The organism is Cupriavidus sp. 01L415, assembly GCF_056400065.1.
This window is the reverse complement of sequence record NZ_JBFTSP010000013.1, coordinates 128,098-145,799: the sequence shown is the minus strand read 5'-3', so window position 1 is coordinate 145,799 and position 17,702 is coordinate 128,098. Positions and strand designations below refer to the sequence as shown.

Genomic DNA, 17,702 nt, shown 5'->3' with positions numbered 1-17,702 from the left:
ACGATGGCACTGCACGACAATCATTCCCCCGCCGCCGCGCCCGTGATCGAGCTGCGCAATGTCGGCAAGATCTTCCGCACCGCCGACCACACGGACCGGGCGGTGCTGGAGGGCGTCGACCTGACGCTGCGCGAAGGCGAGATTGTCGCCATGCTCGGCAAATCGGGCTCGGGAAAATCCACCCTGCTGCGCATCATGGCCGGGCTGGTCGGTGCGGACCGCGGCGAGGTCCGCTTCCGCGGCAACCGGCTGGCCGGCACCGCCGAGGGCATCGCCATGGTGTTCCAGTCATTCGCGCTGTTTCCGTGGCTGACGGTGCAGCAGAACGTCGAACTGGGGCTGGAGGCACAGGGGGTGGCGCGCGGCGAACGCGCCCGCCGCGCCGAGGCCGCGATCGACATGATCGGCCTGTCGGGCTTCAACAGCGCCCTGCCCCGCGAGCTTTCCGGCGGCATGCGCCAGCGCGTGGGTATCGCGCGGGCCTTGGTGACCGAGCCCGATCTCCTGCTGATGGACGAAGCCTTCTCCGCGCTGGACGTGCTGACCGGGGAAACGCTGCGCGACGAAATGCTCGAACTGTGGGCCTCGGGCCGCGCCAACATCAAGAGCATTCTGATTGTGTCCCACAACATCGAGGAAGCGGTGATGATGGCGGACCGGATCGTGATCCTGTCGAGCGATCCGGGCCGCGTGCGGGCCGAGGTGCGCGTGCCGTTCCCGCGTCCGCGCAACCGTGACGACGCGCAGGTGCGTGCGCTGATCGACGAGGTCTATACGCTGATGACCTCGCCTGTGACGCTCGGCCCGCGCGTGCCGGCGATGGCGGCGGCACAGCAGATCGGCTACCGGCTGCCGGATGCCGATATCAGCCAGATGGAGGCCATCCTGGACCTGCTGCACGAGTCGCCGTTCTTCGGACGTGCCGACCTGCCGCACCTGGCCAACGAAGCCGGCCTGACCGACGACGAACTGCTGCCCGCCTGCGAAGCACTGCAACTGCTGGGGCTGGCCACGATCGAGCGCGGCGACATCACCGCCACGCCGCTGGGCCGCGCCTACTACGAGACCGAGCCGCCCGAGCGCAAGGTGCTGTTCGGCAAGCAATTGCTGATGCACGTGGCACTGGCCGCTCACATCCGCCATGAACTGCAGACCAGCGTCGATGGCGAGGTCGGCGAGGAAGCGGTGCTGCGTGAACTGGAGGCATACCTGAAGCCGGACGAAGCGAAGCGCGTGCTGACCATCGCCATCGGCTGGGGCCGCTACGGCGAGGTCTACGCGTATTCTTACAACAGCGGGATGCTGACGCTGCCGGCGCCGGAGATCGCGGTGGAAGACGACCGCCGGCCCCATAGGGAAGAAGCGGACGAAGCCAACAAAGAGGACAGCGCGGGCAGCTAGACGCCCATCCGCATCGCACGGCCAATCGCGCCGGTCCGCAGCGCGATCTTCGCGGCGTCCTCGCGCAAGGCGCGCAGGCGACGCTCCAGCACCGCGTTCGCGACACGGCCGGTTGAGCTGGCGGTGGATTCGGCGCGCGGGGATTTCTGCAACGGATCGTTCGCACCGATCTCGCCGGCTGCCGCAGCCTGCACCAGCACGTCCGCCTTGCGGCGGTCGGCCGAATCGGCGATGCGGGCGCGGCGATCGCTGGCGTCATCGGCATCGCGATCGCTCACTGCCGGCGATCCGGCCATCGATCCGGCCGCCGCCCCGGGCACCGGATCGGCGCCCCTTGCCGGGGCCGCGCCCCCTTCGGATACTCCCGCGCTTGCTCCCCCGCTTGCCCCCACATTCGCCCCCGCATTCGCCCCGACAGCCGCCAGCGCGGGTTCGGGCACGCCGCTCTGATGTACCAGCCCGACGCCGGCCACCGCGGTCTCGGCCGGCGTGCGGATGAAACCCGCGCCGCGCGGGCCATGCCGCTCCTCGCCGGCCAGACGCTCGCTGGCCAGCGTCAGGCTGCGCAGGGCCGCGTCGGTCGCCTGCTCGATCGCCGCCTCCGCCGCCGGGATATCCAGCTCGCCATAGTGCTGCCGCACGTGGATGCGCGCGGCGGCCACGTGGGCGGCAACCAGGTAGTTCTGCACGATGAACCGGTTCAGGTTATCCACCGCGCGATGCCGGCTGCGCGGCTCGTCCAGCATCCGCTGGAACGCGCCAATCAACGCCGACAAGGCGTCCATGAACTGCTTGCGCTGGACGCGATAGGCAAAGTCATCCTTCGCGCGTCGCAACAGCAAGTCCCGTGTGGCGGCGATATAGCGACGGTTGGCCTGCAGCACGTTGCCCACCAGCTTGGGAATCGCGCGGTATTCCCAGCTGGGCAGCACAAAGCTGAAGATCGACGCGATGACGCCGCCGATAACCGTGTCGATCAGCCGCTCGCCCACCACGGTCTGGCTGCCGGGCATCAGCAGGTTGATCTGGATCAGCACCTGCACGCAGGCCGCAATCGCCGTGTAGCGGTACTTGATTGTCGAGAACGTCGCGCTGGCCACCAGCGCCGCGAACAGCACGCCAAGCAGCAACAGCGGATCGTGGATGAAGCGCAGCACGACCACGCTGATGATGCAGCCAATCAGCGTACCGATCAGGCGGTCGTTGTAGCGCTGCTTGGTCATGCTGTAGTTGGGCTTCAGGATGACGATGATCGTCAACAGGATCCAGTAGCCGTGCGAGGCGTACGGCAGGTGCTCGCCGATCCAGAGGCCCACCGCCACCGCCATCGTGATCCGCAGCGAGAAGCGGAAGGCCGGGGAGCGCCAGTGCAGGTTGTCGCGCACCACGTCCAGTTCGTACTTCTGGCGCGTCAGGAACGGCGTCATGTCCGCCCCCGGCAATACCTGCGCCGGCTCCACGGGCGTGCGTGACGCCTCGTGCAACTGTCCGACCAGCGTGGCCGCGCCGCGAATCATGTCCAGCGTATCGGACAGGGCGGTCATCGCCGCGGGCGACACGTGATGGTGTCGCAACTGCGCAATCTCGCGCTCCACCACGCGCAGGTCGGGGCCGTAGTCGTAGGCGCTGTACGACGGCTTGCCGCGCGTGACGTCGTAGGCAATTTCCTCCACGTCCTTGCACATGCCCAGCACCAGCCGGCGCAGCGCGTCCAGCACCGGCGTGCCGCCGAAGGTCTGGCGCAGCAGGGGGTAGTCGGTGTTGGTGGACAGGATGTACTCGTAGAGATCGAGCATCCGCAGGTGGGTCTGCACCAGCAGGCCGTCACGTTTTGTCTTGTTGCCGCGCAGGACCAGGTCGCGCGCCGCCTGCTGGCGTTCGGCCACCACGATCTGCTGGCGCACGAGCTGGTTGAACTGTTCCTCGTAGTCCGTACCGGCGTCGTAGAAGGCGGCCTTGATCTCAAGGTAGCGAGCCATCTCGTAGAGCGATTCGGCCAGGATCTGCTGCCGGGTACGCCGTTCCATGACCCAGCTGACCACCATGGCGTAGGCCATGTAGGCCAGCGCCCCGCCGCCGAACAGCGCCGCGTGCGCCAGTGCCTTGCGCACGACGAAGTCCTCGTTGACCGTCAACGTCATGACGAACAAGGCCGAGAACTGCAGTGGCATCGTCTTGTTGCCGTAGACCGTCATCATGCCGGCCAGGAACGTGACCAGCACCAGCACCAGCGGCATCACGCGCGGAAACGGCGTGGCCAGCGCCACCACGCCGGTGACAGCGGTGCACAGCAGCACGCTGGCCAGCATCTCGTTGAACTTGTGGTTCAGCGGGCTCGGCAGGTCCATCAGGCTGGTGCAGAGCGCGCCCATCGACACCACCATCGCGCTGGGCAGGTCCATGAACTGCATCGCCACCAGCGTCGCGCCAATCACGCCCGTGGCCGACCGCAGGCCACGGTAGAGGTAGTGCGAGTAAAGAAACGTACGAGGATCGTGCGCGTATTCCATGGGACAGCTTAGTGACCCAGCCAGCGTACGCGGGCCGCATGCTTGCCGGACTCCACGGACACCTTGTACTGCACGGCCGGCTCGCGCGCCAGCGTGATGGGCAGCACCTGCAACTCGTCACGGCGGAACACGTGCAGCTCGGCCCGATCGCCCGGCCGATAGCGCGCCAGCAGCTTGTCGAGCTGGCCTGGGGCCAGCCGCAAACCATCGAGCGCCACCAGCAGGTCTCCCGCCGACACACCCGCCGCCTGGCCCGCGCCGCCATCCAGCACCTGGCTCACGCGCACCCAGCCATCCTCGGTGCGAGTCTTGATGCCAAGCGCGGCGCCGGCCGCCGGCTTCTGCACTTCGGCCTTGATGCCGAACGCGCGGAACAGCGGCACCAGGCCGATCTCGCCCGTGCCCTCGGTCAGCGCCCGCAACAGCGATCCCAGTCGCAGCCCGGTGACCTCGTCGAACAGCGCATGGACCTCCGCTTCGGTCACGCCACGCTGCTTCGCACCCGGCGCGTAGAAGTCGCGCCCGTAGCGCTGCCACAGCGCACGCATGATGTCATCCAGCGACTTGCGGCCCCGCGTCTTCTCGCGGATGGTGAGGTCCAACGCCAGCGCTACCAGCGAACCCTTGGTGTAATAGCTGACGATCGCGTTCGGCGCGTTCTCGTCCTGCCGGTAGTACTTCGTCCATGCATCGAAGGCGCTGTCGGCCACGCTCTGCTTCGTGCGGCCATTGCCGCGCAGTACGCCGTTCCAGGTCTTGGCCAGCATCTCGACGTATTGCGCCTCCGTCACCAGCCCGGTACGGGCCAGGATCAGATCGTCGTAGTAACTGGTGAAGCCTTCGAACAGCCACAGCAGCGGCGTGTAGGTTTCCTGCGCCAACTTGTACGGCACGAACGCCGCCGGCTTGATCCGCTTGACGTTCCACGTGTGGAAATACTCGTGGCTGCACAGCCCCAGGAATGTGCGATATCCCTCGCTGGTCTCGCTATCCCCGCGCGCCGGCAGGTCGCCGCGCGCGCACATCAGCGCCGTGCTGGCGCGGTGCTCCAGGCCGCCGTAGCCATCGGTCGTGACCATCGTCATGAAGACGTAGCGGCGATTGCTGTCGAGGAACGGTGCGCGCGCCGTGCGCGGCTCGAACATGCGGATCTGCGCTTCGCAGATCTGCTTCAGGTCACGGCAGATGCGCTGCAGGTCGAGTTGCGGGACGCGGCCCGTGAAGACCACATCGTGCTGGGTGCCGCAGGCACGGAAGCTGGCCAGCGCGAACGTGCCCATTTCCACGGGATGGTCGATCAGCTCGTCGTAATCCGAAGCCTGGTAGCGGCCGAAGCCGTAGCGACGCGCGCCGCCGGGGCCGCGAGCTTCGGGCAGCGCGGTGGCCACGCGCCAGTCGGCATAGGCGGCGCCTGCCGGGGCATGAATGTCGACGGTGCAAGGCAGGTGGTCCTGGCCATCCACGCGCAGGAACACCGAGCTGCCGTTGTAGAAGCCGTGCGTGGTATCCAGGTGCGCGCTGCGCACGGACAAGTCCCACGCGTAGACCTCGTAGCTGAGCACCAGCGGGCCGTCTTCGGCGCCGATGGGCTCGGCCTGCCAGCTTTGCTTGTCCAGCTTGGTCAGCGGCAGCTGCCTGCCGCCCGCATCGGCACGGATGCGAACGATATTGCGTGCGAAGTCGCGGATCATGTAACTGCCCGGGATCCACGCTGGCAGCGTGAAGACCTGGCCGGCGGGATCGGGCATGTCCACCGTCACGGTGACGGCAAACACGTGGGCTTCGAGATGAAGCGGAGCGATGGCGTAGCGGATCGAAGTCATGGTCACGATTGTAGCGTCACGTTCCGGTGCCGTCGGAGACACCGGATGGCGCGACCGGCGAGTTCCATCGCACGATCGCGCGCGCGGCAGCGCAGCCGGCCGCGCGGCATCAACCGTTCACATCGACCACCACACGCCCGCGCATTCCCCCTTCGACAATCATCCGCCCCGCGTCGATGGCCTCCGCCAGCCTGATCTCGCGCGTGATAGCCTGCAGCCGGTCCGGTGCCAGATCCTGAGCCAGCCGCTTCCACGCGGTCTCGCGCAGCGACATGGGCGCCTGCACACTGTCGACGCCTGCCAGCGTCACGCCACGCAGGATGAACGGCGCCACGGATGCCGGAAAATCCATGCCCTGCGCCAGCCCGCACGCGGTCACCACGCCGCCATAGCGCACCTGGGCGCACGCGTTGACCAGCGTATGGGAGCCCACCGAATCGATCACGGCGGCCCAACGCTCCTTTTGCAGCGGCTTGCCCGGAGCGCCCAGTTCGGCGCGGTCGATGACTTCGGCTGCGCCCAGCGCCCGCAGGAAGTCTGCCTCCGACGTCTTGCCGGTGGACGCCGTCACGCGATAGCCGAGTTTGGACAGGATGGCGATGGCCACCGATCCCACGCCGCCCGACGCGCCGGTCACCAGCACATCGCCATCGCCGGGGTGCACGGGGCCTTTCATGCCGCCGCGCTCCAGCGCCAGCACCGACAGCATCGCCGTATAGCCCGCCGTGCCGATCGCCATCGCCTGACGGGTCGTGAACGCATCGGGCAGCCTGACCAGCCATTCGCCCTTGAGCCGCGCCCGCTGCGCGAGGCAGCCCCAGTGGGTCTCGCCCACGCCGAAGCCATTCAGCACCACACGGTCCCCGGTCTTCCAGCGCGGGTCGCCGGAGTCGAGTACGGTGCCGGCGCCGTCGATGCCGGCCACCATCGGCCATTTGCGCACCACCGGCGAACGACCGGTGATCGCCAGCCCGTCCTTGAAGTTGATGGTGGAATAGTCCACGGCCACCAGCACGTTGCCATCGGCGGGCAGCTGGTTTTCGTCAAGCCCGGCGATCTCGGCCTGCGTCTTGCCATCCGCCTGGGTCAGTAACAAAGCCTGGAAGGTCATGATGTCTCCTTGGGGGCGCCGCGCCGGCGCGGTCTTGTCTTGTGACGGAAGTGTTTGGGATACCGGAAATGCAAAGCGGCCGGACTGTGCCGGCCGCTTCAGACAGCCGGGTCAGGTCCGGCGCTGCGACTACTTTTTGAGACTTGCGAGCTTGCGCTCCAGCGTGGCCACATCGGCGGCCCCCGGGATGCGCGAACCGTCCATGAAGAAGACGGCAGGCGTGCCGGTGATGTTCAGGCTCTGGCCCAGCGCCAGGTTATCGTCGATCGGCGTCTTGCAGCCGCCGTTGCCCACCAGCGACACGTGGCTGAGCATCCAGTCGCGCCAGACCTTGGTACGGTCCGTGGAGCACCAGACCTGCTTGGCCTTGACCGCCGAATCCGGCGACAGCACCGGGTAGAGGAAGGTGTAGACCGTGATGTTGTCCATCTGCTGGAAGGTCTGCTCGATCTTCTTGCAATAGCCGCAGTTCGGGTCCGAGAACACGGCCACGGTACGACTGCCATCGCCCTTGGTCCACTTGATGGCGCGCGCCAGCGGCAGGTCCGACCACTTGATCTTGTTGAGCTCGGCCAGTCGCTCTTCGGTCAGATTGGTGTTGGTCTTGGTATCGATCAACTCGCCGTTGAGGATGTAGCGGCCGCTGGCGTCGGTGTAGACGATCTGGCCGCTGACGTTGACTTCGTACAGGCCCGGCACCGGGGCCTTGGTCACGCTCTTCACCTCGGCGCGGCTACCCAGCATCTTCTGGATCGATGCCTTGATGCGATCGGTGCCCGGCTCGTCCGCGGCCATCGCGTGCAGGGCATATCCGGCCAACGCCACGCTGCTTGCCAGGGCGGCAATCGCGGTGAAGCGGGTGGAACGGCGGCGGAATAGTTGAAACATGTTGACTCCAGGTATCGATGTGCCGGTCAGTGCGCCGGCGCGAGCTTTTTCGGTGTTCGTCGAACGTTGCCGTGGGCACGAAGCCCGTCACCCCAGCGCGCGGCCAATCAGAAACCGCTTGAGCAGTCCCTGGCTGCCCACGGCGCGCATGCCAGCGTTGCGTACCACGCGCGCCGGGGATCCCGGCAGCGAGAACAACCGGTGCAGTCCATCGGTCGCGGCGGTCAGCGATAGCAGGTCCGTGGCGCGTGCGCGTTCGTAGCGGCGCAGCAGGCGCAGGTCGCCCTCGGGACGGAACGATTCTTTGTCGGCCATCACGCGCCCGAGTTCCGCGACATCGCGCAATCCCAGGTTCATGCCCTGCCCGGCCAGCGGATGCACCACATGCGCGGCATCGCCCACCAGCGCCACATGCGGCTGGACGAACTGCTCGGCGCGCTGTAGCACCAGCGGAAAGCCTTGCGCGGGGGTGATGGCGCGGAGTGCGCCAAAACGCGCACCCACGGCGCCGCTGGCGACCTGTGCCACGGTGGCGGCGAGTGCCTCGGGCGTCAGTGCCACCAGTTCCCGGGCGTGCGCTTCATCGGCGGACCAGACCATCGATACCCGGTTGCCGGGCAGCGGCAGCATCGCCAGGATCTCGCCGTTGGCGGGCTCCTCGTCGGCCATCAGCTTTTCTGGGGCACCGAGGAACCACTGCCATGCGGTTTCCTGATGGGGCAGTTCGCAGCGGAAGTTGGCCACCACGCCGAGCTGGCGATAGCGCCGCTGCGTGGTGGCGATATGGCATTGCTGGCGTACCCACGACCGGGCGCCGTCCGCGCCCACCAGGCAATTCGCCCGCACGTGCGCGCCGCTGGCCAGCGTCAGCGTGACGCCGTCGAGATCGCGATCGAGCGCCTCGGCTGTATCGTCGAACCACTGCACCTGATGCTGGAAGCGCAGCGCGGTATCGAGCACGCGCTCGACATGACCGGATTCGATGATCCAGGCCAGTTGCGGCACCGCAGCGGCATAAGCCGAGAAATGGAGATCGCCGTGCGGAGAGGGGCTGGTCTCGGCAGCACTGACGTCACCGCAGATGCGCATGTCGCGCACCGGTTGTACGCGCGCCGGGTCCAGTGCCTCCCACACGCGCAGGCGCTCCAGCAGCGCCTGCGAGCTGGCCGAGAACGCGTAGATCCGGCTGTCCCAGTCATCCTCGCCAGCATGGGCCGTATTGCCTGCCGGGCGTGGCGCCACCAGCGCCACCTGCATGCCCTGCTGGGCCAGCAACAGCGCGCAGGCCTTGCCGACGATGCCACCGCCGACGACGGCAATCTGGAAGCGGGAGGAAGGAGTCGAGGACATATAGGATGTGGCGGCGCGGCGCGCCGGTGCAGCAAGGCCAGTCATGGCTGGATTATAGCGACGTGACGTCGCAGCCATCGGTGACACCGCGCAAAGCCATGCCCGGCGGAGTCGGCCCCCTCGGCAGGCAGCGGCCATCCGCTAGAATACAGGTTTTGCTATTTCCAGCCAGATACCATGAGCCTCAAATGCGGCATCGTCGGCCTGCCCAACGTCGGCAAGTCCACGCTGTTCAATGCCCTGACCAAGGCCGGCATCGCCGCCGAAAATTATCCGTTCTGCACGATCGAACCCAATGTCGGCGTCGTGGAAGTGCCGGATCCGAGGCTTGCCAAGCTGGCCGAGATCGTCAAGCCGGAGCGCATCCTGCCGGCGACCGTCGAATTCGTGGACATCGCCGGCCTGGTGGCGGGTGCGTCCAAGGGCGAAGGCCTGGGCAACCAGTTCCTGGCCAACATCCGCGAAACTGACGCCATCACCCATGTGGTGCGCTGCTTCGAGGACGACAATGTGATTCACGTGGCCGGCAAGGTCGACCCGCTGTCGGACATCGAAGTCATCAATACCGAACTTGCGCTGGCCGACCTGGCTACCGTGGAAAAAGCCCTGGCCCGTTACATCAAGCCGGCCCGCGCGGGTGACAAGGAAGCGCTGCGTCTGGTGGCCGTTCTGGAAAAGGCCCAGGCTGTGCTGGACCAGGCCAAGGCGGTGCGCACGCTGGACCTCTCGCCCGAGGAGTGGGAGGCGATCCGTCCGTTCTGCCTGATCACCGCCAAGCCGACGATGTACGTGGCCAACGTGCGTGAAGACGGCTTTGAGAACAACCCGCACCTCGACGCCGTACGCGAATACGCCAAGCATACGAATTCGCCGGTGGTCGCAGTGTGCGCCGCAATCGAAGCCGAGATTGCCGACCTGGACGACGCCGACAAGGCCGAGTTCCTGGCCGACCTCGGCATGGAAGAACCGGGCCTGGACCGCGTGATCCGTGCCGGCTTCACATTGCTGGGCCTGCAAACGTACTTCACCGCTGGCGTGAAGGAAGTGCGCGCCTGGACCATCCACGTGGGCGACACCGCCCCGAAGGCGGCCGGCGTGATTCACACGGACTTCGAACGCGGCTTCATCCGCGCGCAGACCATTGCCTATGACGACTTCATCGGGTTCAAGGGCGAGCAAGGCGCAAAAGAAGCCGGCAAGATGCGCGCCGAAGGCAAGGAGTATGTCGTCAAGGACGGCGACGTGATGAACTTCCTGTTCAACGTCTGAGCCAAAGCGACTGATCGACGGACCGTGTCGACAACAGGTCGACACCAAAAGCCCGGCAAATCGCCGGGTTTTTTTGTTGCCTGCGGATTGTGAGACGCCACGGCGTCCGCGCGATGCGGGCTTGTCAGAGCGGCTGCAGGTGTTCGTCGCGCATGCCCACCAGCAACGCCTGCCCGTTCGCATCGACGCGGAATTCTCCGTAGCGGGCGCTGGCGAACCGTTCGGCCTGCCCTTCCTGGAAGAACCAGGCATCGGTCGACACCTGCACCATCGTGCCACCCCACCGGGATGGCACGTTCTGGACGCGCAACAATTTCTCACCCTCGGCCAATGGCCCGCCTTCATGCAGCCGAACCAGGTGCCCCACCTGACTAGCGTCACGCCGGATCACCACGACTTCCTCGCGCGCGCGTTTAGCGGAATCGCGACGTCCAGCCGCAGCGATCTCCATGCCAATCGCGAAATTCAGCGCCATGTAGTCACCCTGCATCAGCGACCGTGGGTCCACCGGCGCCAGGCGCAAATAGAGAACGTCGCCATGCGACAGCACGCGCTCCTTGCCAACGATGCCGGCCAATGCGATGCCGATTGCCAGGAGCCAGCCCACGAAGATCCAGCGTTTCATGCGACAACCTCCGTTCGCGGCAGCCGCATCAGCACGCTACGCGCAACCAGCAACAACACCCCCGACGCGACCAGCGTGGCCGACTTGGCCAGCAGCGTCCACTGCAATGTGCTGTAGTACCAGATAAAGCCGAGTGCGACGGTTGCGATCGCCAGGCCAAGCCACGGTAGCGATCCGCGCCGTAACGCCAGGCCGAGTGCCAGCACGCCGGACGCAACGGCCGGCGCCATGACCATCAGCGCGCCAAAGGCAATCGTGACGACCGTCACGCCCGCGCTGACAGGTGGCGCGCATTGCAACCGGCGACACTCGTTCAGCGCGAACCCAAGCAACACGGCACCGATCAGCGCGCCTGCCAGCCAGGCCCCGGGCAGACGCGGCGCGCCGTTCTCGTTGAAGACCATCGCCAGTGGATGCGTGGCGCCGGTTACCAGCAACGCCGCACCCAGCGCGAAAACCAGCGTCGCGTCGGCAGCGGGTTCCCAGCGAGCCAGGCGTCCCCGAGCCGCGAGCACTGCCTCGGTCAGGACGAACACCGTCACCGCCCCACACGCCACTGGCGTCAGCCAGCCCAGCGACCATGGCAGCACCGCCCACGCGTAGCGCACCGCACCTGCCAGCGCGATGTTGAGCGCGAAGGCCACGGCCAGCCACAAGCCGAGTGCCGCAAGGAACCGGTGCAAGCGGTTTGGCACGATGAGGTACAGGACCGCCTCCAACACTGCCACGCCCACCCAGAACGGCGCGGTGTTCACCAGGCGCTCGCCACCAAGCGCCTCCGCAGCGCCGAAGACCAGCATGCCCTGCCCGCCGAGACTGGCGGCCAGGGCGAACTGTCCGAGCGCGATACGTCCGCTGCCCTGTCCCGCCACGCGATACAGCACGACCGCGATGCCGATCATGACCATGCCGGTCACCGCCATCGCCGGCCCATTGCCGCGTGCCGCCGCGAATACCGAGCCGACGAGAAACAGTTGAAAGAACAGCGCGCCGAGCCAGCCGGCCGCCCCCATCAGCAGGCGGATCGGCCACGGCGTGCGCAGCGTACCCGCGTACTCGCCGCGCACCGCGCCGCGGGCGGCCAGCGTCTGCCAAAGCGAGCGTTCGATTTGGTCTGCATTCATGTCGACCTCCCAGCCATGTCGCGCCATACGCGCAGCAGCCACGCGGCCGCTGCCGCGGCCAGTCCGATCGTGACCAGCGCCAGCAGCAGGAACGCGCCGAAGTCGCCGCGGCCTTCGAACAGCAACCGGCCAAGCGCCGAAACGACAAGTCCGATGCCGGCCAGGCACACCAGACTCAGCACAACGATATCGAAGACCCGCCAGCGGAACCAGGCGCCGAGCCCGACCAGGGCAACGAAGCCGACAAGCAACCCGATGCCGTCCACGTGCGTGGCCATCAGGCTGGCCAGTCCGACCCACGCCGCATAGGCAATGGCCAGCACCGCAATCAGGCGCGGCCCGGTGACGCCGCGAAACCCCCACGCGCCAGCCCACGTCGCGAGCAGGTACCAGAGCACCAGCTGGATCACCGACGCGGCCAGCAGGAAGAACGTGGCTTCCCGCGCGTGAAGCGCCGAGAACAACAACTCGAACATGCCCCCGACGCCCAGGCTAATGCTGCAATAGCGCAGCAGCGCGACGTTGCCGACCACGAGCGGCAGCCACCAGTGCGGCGCGGCCCGTGCCGCCAGCGCCCACGGAACGGCCAGCAAGGTCCACAGTGCAAACAACTGCCACGCATCGGCACCGGTCTGGTAGGTCTGGCCGATGACGGCCAGCAGGACCCCGCCCATGACCTGCGCGCCGGCCAAGGCGGCACGACCCGCCATGTCGCCGGTCGGGCGCAGCGCAGCCAGTGCGGCCAGCGCCGTCAGCACCGCCGCGAGCAGGCCGAACTTCGTGAACTTGTGCAGGGCTTGCCAGTTGAAGGCAAAGAAGACGATCACGCCGGCACAGAGCAGTGCCGTGCCGAGGATCAGGAGGGTGCGGTCGAGCCATTGATGCCAGTGCGATGGCGTCGGCATCGTGGGGGCCCACGCCAGGGCGCAGTCCTCGGCGCCGAGCTGGTCCTGGGCTCGCCAGTCGGCCAGCGCCTGTTGCACGGCGCGGCGATGTGAAGAGGTTTCCAAACGGCAATCTCCTGAGAGGTTGCATCCCGGAATGCGATGTCAGGCGCACTGTAGCAAACCGTCCGCGCGGATGCACCTGCGACGAATCTGAAAAGCCGACGTGACCTGCCGTGGTCCCTTCCGCAGTCTCCCGGCCGCCGGTATGCTTGCGCTTCCTCTAAGCCACCTGGGCAATTGCGTCATGACACTGGGCATCCTTGCCGCCCTCCACGATGAAGTCGATGGGTTGATCGCCGCCATGCGGCATGAAGATGCGCGCGCGACCGTGCGCACGATCGGCATGCGCGACTACCACGTCGGCACCCTGCACGGCCAGCCCGTGGTGCTGGTACTGGCGCGCGTGGGCAAGGTGGCGGCGGCGGCCACCACAGTGACGCTGATCCGGGAATTCGGCGTGGACGAAATCGTGTTCACCGGGCTCGCCGGCGGCGTGGGCAGCGAGGTACGGGTCGGTGACATCGTCGTTGCCGACCGGGCGATCCAGCACGACATGGATGCGCGACCGCTTTTCCCGCGCCACGAGGTACCGCTGCTGGATCGGACCGAATTTCCGGCAGACCCCGGACTGACCGCCGCACTGCGCAAGGCGGCGGACGACTTTCTGCGCCAGGACCTGGCCACGGAAGTGCCCGACGGCGTGCTGGCACGCTTTGGGGTGGCCCAGCCCCGGCTGCACGTGGGCATGGTCGCCAGCGGCGACCAGTTCATCAACGCGCCACAGGCCGTGGCCGAGTTATGCGCGCGCCTGCCCGGACTACAGGCGGTGGAGATGGAAGGCGCCGCGCTGGCCCAGATCTGCTTTGAATATGGTGTCCCCTACGCGCTGATGCGGACGATTTCCGACCGTGCCGACGATTCCGCCCATGTGGATTTTTCGGCATTTCTGAGGGATGTCGCCAGCCACTATTCCAGCGCAATCCTGCGACGCTTCCTGGACGCCCGCGCCTGACGTCGTTCGGCGACCACCGGAGGTGGTAGCCAATTCGCAACAATTTCGTCTGTTCAGTCGTTACCGGCGAGGCCGGACCACGCCCCAGACGCCGACCAGCACGGCCGCGCCCGCGATGGCCGCTGCCCATCCAGTCAGTTGTCCATCCGTGAATAATCGCGCCGCCCGGCCACCATAGAACATGGCCAGCGCCCCCAGCACGCCCAGCACCAGCGCGGCTGGCAGGCTGACAACCCGCCCGCCCGGATGGAACTGGCGCCCTGCCAGTCCAACGATTGCCCCTACCACCACCAAGCCCAACATCGGCACCTCCTGTGTCTTTCCAGCCACAATGCCGCGGCCAGCCGCGTAACAATACTGCAGCTGGAACAAAACACCCCAGTTGCCTGCAACTTTGCAGCCCGGCGGTATAATGGCCATCGCTTCCGGCAGCATCCCGGATGGCAACGAATCCCCACAAATGCAACTGCTCGCGATCGGCATCAATCACACAACGGCACCTGTCTCGCTACGCGAGCGGGTGGCGTTTCCGCTTGAGCAGATCAAACCGGCCCTGGGCGCCCTGCGCACCCACCTGGCGGGCCGCAGTGGCACTGAAGCCGCCATTCTTTCCACCTGCAACCGTACGGAAATCTACTGCGCCACCGACGTGCTGCAGCCAGGCACGGATGGTTTCGAGCACACGCTGCGCTGGCTCGCACAGCACCACAACGTGCCCGCAGGTGAGTTGGCGCCGCATTTGTACGCCCTGCCCCAATCCGAGGCCGTCCGCCATGCCTTCCGCGTGGCCAGCGGCCTCGATTCGATGGTGCTGGGCGAAACCCAGATCCTCGGGCAACTCAAGGATGCCGTGCGTACCGCCGGAGAAGCCGGCGCGCTGGGCACGTACCTGAACCAGTTGTTCCAGCGCACGTTCGCGGTGGCCAAGGAAGTCCGCGGCCAGACCGAGATCGGCGCACATTCCGTCTCGATGGCCGCCGCGGCCGTCCGCCTGGCCCAGCGCATTTTCGAGAGCATCTCCACCCAGCGCGTGCTGTTCATCGGCGCCGGCGAGATGATCGAACTCTGCGCCACGCACTTTGCCGCGCAGATGCCGCGGCAGATCGTGGTGGCCAACCGGACCGTGGAGCGCGGTGAAAAGCTGGCCGAACAACTGGCCGGGCAAGGCCTGACCACGCAGGCGATCCGCCTGCAGGACCTGGGCGAACGCCTGCACGAATTCGACATCGTCGTGTCCTGCACCGCGAGCTCCCTGCCGATCATCGGCCTGGGCGCCGTCGAGCGCGCGGTCAAGCGTCGCAAGCACCGCCCGATCATGATGGTCGACCTGGCCGTGCCCCGTGACGTGGAGCCTGAGGTCGCGCGCCTGAACGATGTCTTCCTGTACACCGTGGATGATCTCGGCGGCATCGTGCGCGAGGGCAACGCGATGCGCCAGGCCGCCGTGGCGCAGGCCGAAGCCATCATCGAAACCCGCGTGCAGAACTTCATGCACTGGCTGGAGACCCGCAGCGTGGTGCCAGTCATCCGGGAAATCCAGTCTCAGGGCGAAGCCATGCGCCAGGCCGAACTGGAGCGCGCGCGCCGCATGCTGGCGCGCGGGGACGACCCCGAAGCGGTGCTGGAGGCCCTCTCCGGCGCGCTGACCCGCAAGTTCCTGCACGGACCGACCCACGCGCTGAACCACACCCAAGGCGAGGACCGCGAGGCGCTGCTGCGCCTGGTTCCGGGCCTGTTCCGCCACAGCAGCCACTCCGAGCGCTAGCCCCGCTCGCGCACTTTGCTGGCCGCTGCCCGAGCCGGGTTGCCGCCAGCCCGCCGGCAACCACTGCCGATTCGCCCGACGGCCTTCGCCGCGCCCCGCGCCCTCCGCTCCAGATTCCGGATTCCCATGAAAGCCAGCATGCTCTCCAAGCTCGACCAGTTGGCCGAGCGACTCGATGAAGTCAACGCCCTGCTCGCCCGCGAGAACGCCACGGCCAACATCGACCAATACCGCAAGCTCTCCCGCGAACACGCCGAGTTGTCGCCGGTGGCGGAGCAATACGGGCAGTACCGGCAGGCGCAGGAGGACCTGGCCACGGCGCAGGCGCTGCTGGACGATCCCGAGATGAAGGACTTTGCCGCCGACGAGATCGGCGCCGCACGCGATCGGCTCGAAGTCCTCGAGCAAAGTCTGCAGACGCTGCTGCTGCCCAAGGATCCCAACGACGACCGCAACCTGCTGCTGGAAATCCGCGCGGGCACCGGTGGCGAGGAAAGCGCGCTGTTCGCCGCGGACCTGCTGCGCATGTACACGCGCTACGCGGAACGGCAGCGCTGGCAGGTGGAGATCATGAGCGAGTCCGAGTCGGATCTCGGCGGCTACAAGGAAGTGATCGTGCGGATCGCCGGGGATGCGGCCTTCTCGAAGCTGAAGTTCGAATCGGGTGGTCATCGCGTGCAGCGCGTGCCGGCCACCGAGGCGCAGGGCCGTATCCACACCTCGGCCTGCACGGTGGCGGTGATGCCCGAGGCCGACGAAGTCGGCGAAGTCGAGATCAACCCTTCCGATCTGCGCATCGACACGTTCCGCGCGTCCGGCGCGGGCGGCCAGCACGTCAACAAGACCGATTCGGCCGTGCGGCTGACCCACCTGCCCACGGGCATCGTGGTGGAATGCCAGGACGACCGCAGCCAGCACCGCAACAAGGACAAGGCGATGAAAGTGCTGGCCGCGCGAATCAAGGACATGCAATTGCGTGCCGCGCAGGCCAAGGAGGCCAGCACGCGCCGCAACCTGATCGGCTCGGGCGACCGCAGCGATCGCATCCGCACCTACAATTTCCCTCAGGGCCGCGTGACCGACCACCGTATCAACCTGACGCTCTACAAGATCGACATGATCATGGACGGCGACATGAATGAACTGGTCGCCGCACTGGCCGCGGAGCACCAGGCAGATCAACTGGCGGCCCTCGGTGACGAAGGCTGAAGCGACGTCGCCGCTGATTTCACACGTACGCTCCAAACCGGCATTGCCGGATCGTGCAGGCATCGGCACCTGAACCCGCCAGCAAGCGTTTGTAACTGAGGTAAATGCTTGAAACAGCACTGGCAGGCAAAAGCGCGGTGTCTATAATCGATTTCGACCAGACCGCCCCGATACGTCACTTTTCTGATCGGGTGACACGCGAAGTCTGGGCTGATGTCGACCTCCTCAAACAGACACAAGGATGAAATCATGAAAAAACTGCTCGCGCTGTTGATGATCACCGCTGCCATGGCTGCTTGCAGCAAGAAGGAAGAGGCTCCCGCAGCCTCCAGCGCCGACAAGGCCATGCAAAGCGCCGCGGAATCGGCCAAGGCCGCCGCCAGCGATGCCGCCGCCGCTGCCAGCAACGCTGCGGATGCCGCCAAGGCTGCCGCCAGTGGTGCTGCTGCCGATGTCTCCGCCGCCGCCGACAAGGCCAAGGTCGATGCGGGCAACGCCATGGCCAACGCCAAGGAAGCCGCGCGCGACGCCGTCAACACCACTGCCGACAAGGCCAAGGACGCCGTCAACAAGTAATCGCCCGCCGCAATCAGGGCGACCGCGACAGCCGGAATCGGCTTACACTAGGCGCCAGTTGCAAAGCATTGCCAAAGCCCCGTCAGGCTGAT

Annotated in this window: 15 protein-coding genes; 6 read left to right on the top strand and 9 right to left on the bottom strand. The window is 66.7% G+C overall.

Annotated elements, in window-relative coordinates; all coding sequences use genetic code 11:
* Positions 1-3 precede the first annotated feature (3 nt).
* The gene (locus AC1DOX_RS19320) at positions 4-1,401 is read left to right on the top strand and encodes an ABC transporter ATP-binding protein (RefSeq protein ID WP_441619607.1); all 1,398 of its coding nucleotides are present in this window, start codon (positions 4-6) and stop codon (positions 1,399-1,401) included.
* Here the strand turns inward: AC1DOX_RS19320 and AC1DOX_RS19315 are convergent.
* The 5 genes from AC1DOX_RS19315 to AC1DOX_RS19295 form a co-directional block, all read right to left on the bottom strand.
* Complete coding sequence (locus AC1DOX_RS19315) at positions 1,398-3,911, bottom strand: FUSC family protein (protein WP_441619605.1); 2,514 nt, start codon at positions 3,909-3,911, stop codon at positions 1,398-1,400. The two genes, AC1DOX_RS19320 and AC1DOX_RS19315, sit on opposite strands and share 4 nt — an antisense overlap.
* A gap of 8 nt (positions 3,912-3,919) precedes the next feature.
* A complete protein-coding gene (locus tag AC1DOX_RS19310; protein ID WP_441619646.1) occupies positions 3,920-5,734 on the bottom strand; it encodes a M61 family metallopeptidase in 1,815 nt (604 codons plus the stop codon).
* 109 nt (positions 5,735-5,843) lie between these two features.
* A complete protein-coding gene (gene acuI, locus AC1DOX_RS19305) occupies positions 5,844-6,845 on the bottom strand; it encodes an acrylyl-CoA reductase (NADPH) (RefSeq protein ID WP_441619603.1) in 1,002 nt (333 codons plus the stop codon).
* 129 nt (positions 6,846-6,974) lie between these two features.
* Entirely contained in the window at positions 6,975-7,733 is a 759-nt protein-coding gene (locus AC1DOX_RS19300) for a DsbC family protein (RefSeq protein ID WP_441619601.1), read from the bottom strand.
* An 87-nt stretch (positions 7,734-7,820) separates the two neighbouring features.
* A complete protein-coding gene (locus tag AC1DOX_RS19295) occupies positions 7,821-9,128 on the bottom strand; it encodes a UbiH/UbiF family hydroxylase (protein ID WP_441619599.1) in 1,308 nt (435 codons plus the stop codon).
* Positions 9,129-9,260: 132 nt separating this feature from the next.
* On the opposite strand from AC1DOX_RS19295, the gene ychF reads away from it, so the two are divergent.
* Complete coding sequence (ychF, locus tag AC1DOX_RS19290) at positions 9,261-10,352, top strand: redox-regulated ATPase YchF (protein ID WP_092141039.1); 1,092 nt, start codon at positions 9,261-9,263, stop codon at positions 10,350-10,352.
* A gap of 124 nt (positions 10,353-10,476) precedes the next feature.
* Here the strand turns inward: ychF and AC1DOX_RS19285 are convergent, their stop codons facing one another.
* The 3 genes from AC1DOX_RS19285 to AC1DOX_RS19275 are packed head-to-tail and all read right to left on the bottom strand — an operon-like array spanning position 10,477 to position 13,111.
* A complete protein-coding gene (locus AC1DOX_RS19285; RefSeq protein ID WP_441619597.1) occupies positions 10,477-10,977 on the bottom strand; it encodes a GDYXXLXY domain-containing protein in 501 nt (166 codons plus the stop codon).
* Complete coding sequence (locus AC1DOX_RS19280; RefSeq protein WP_441619595.1) at positions 10,974-12,101, bottom strand: DUF4401 domain-containing protein; 1,128 nt, start codon at positions 12,099-12,101, stop codon at positions 10,974-10,976. Before AC1DOX_RS19280 ends, AC1DOX_RS19285 begins: the two co-directional genes overlap by 4 nt.
* The gene (locus tag AC1DOX_RS19275) at positions 12,098-13,111 is read right to left on the bottom strand and encodes a DUF2157 domain-containing protein (RefSeq protein ID WP_441619593.1); all 1,014 of its coding nucleotides are present in this window, start codon (positions 13,109-13,111) and stop codon (positions 12,098-12,100) included. The genes AC1DOX_RS19280 and AC1DOX_RS19275 overlap by 4 nt, the downstream gene beginning before the upstream one ends.
* A 181-nt stretch (positions 13,112-13,292) precedes the next feature.
* Here AC1DOX_RS19275 and AC1DOX_RS19270 point away from each other — a divergent pair, with 181 nt between their 5' ends.
* The gene (locus tag AC1DOX_RS19270; protein ID WP_441619591.1) at positions 13,293-14,060 is read left to right on the top strand and encodes a 5'-methylthioadenosine/adenosylhomocysteine nucleosidase; all 768 of its coding nucleotides are present in this window, start codon (positions 13,293-13,295) and stop codon (positions 14,058-14,060) included.
* 60 nt (positions 14,061-14,120) lie between these two features.
* Here AC1DOX_RS19270 and AC1DOX_RS19265 read toward each other — a convergent pair whose 3' ends face one another.
* Positions 14,121-14,363, bottom strand: coding sequence for a hypothetical protein (locus AC1DOX_RS19265; protein WP_092141267.1), 243 nt, complete (start codon positions 14,361-14,363; stop codon positions 14,121-14,123).
* A 157-nt stretch (positions 14,364-14,520) separates the two neighbouring features.
* Between AC1DOX_RS19265 and hemA the strand changes: the two genes are divergently transcribed.
* The 3 genes from hemA (at position 14,521) to AC1DOX_RS19250 (ending at position 17,610) form a co-directional block, all read left to right on the top strand.
* Positions 14,521-15,825: a glutamyl-tRNA reductase gene (hemA, locus tag AC1DOX_RS19260; protein ID WP_092141270.1), complete on the top strand. Its 1,305-nt coding sequence runs from the start codon at positions 14,521-14,523 to the stop codon at positions 15,823-15,825.
* Positions 15,826-15,951: 126 nt separating this feature from the next.
* Positions 15,952-17,034, top strand: coding sequence for a peptide chain release factor 1 (gene prfA, locus AC1DOX_RS19255; RefSeq protein ID WP_092141049.1), 1,083 nt, complete (start codon positions 15,952-15,954; stop codon positions 17,032-17,034).
* 249 nt (positions 17,035-17,283) lie between these two features.
* Positions 17,284-17,610 (top strand): hypothetical protein, encoded by a 327-nt coding sequence (locus tag AC1DOX_RS19250; protein WP_092141051.1) that lies wholly within the window; start codon positions 17,284-17,286, stop codon positions 17,608-17,610.
* The last annotated feature ends 92 nt before the right edge of the window (positions 17,611-17,702 follow it).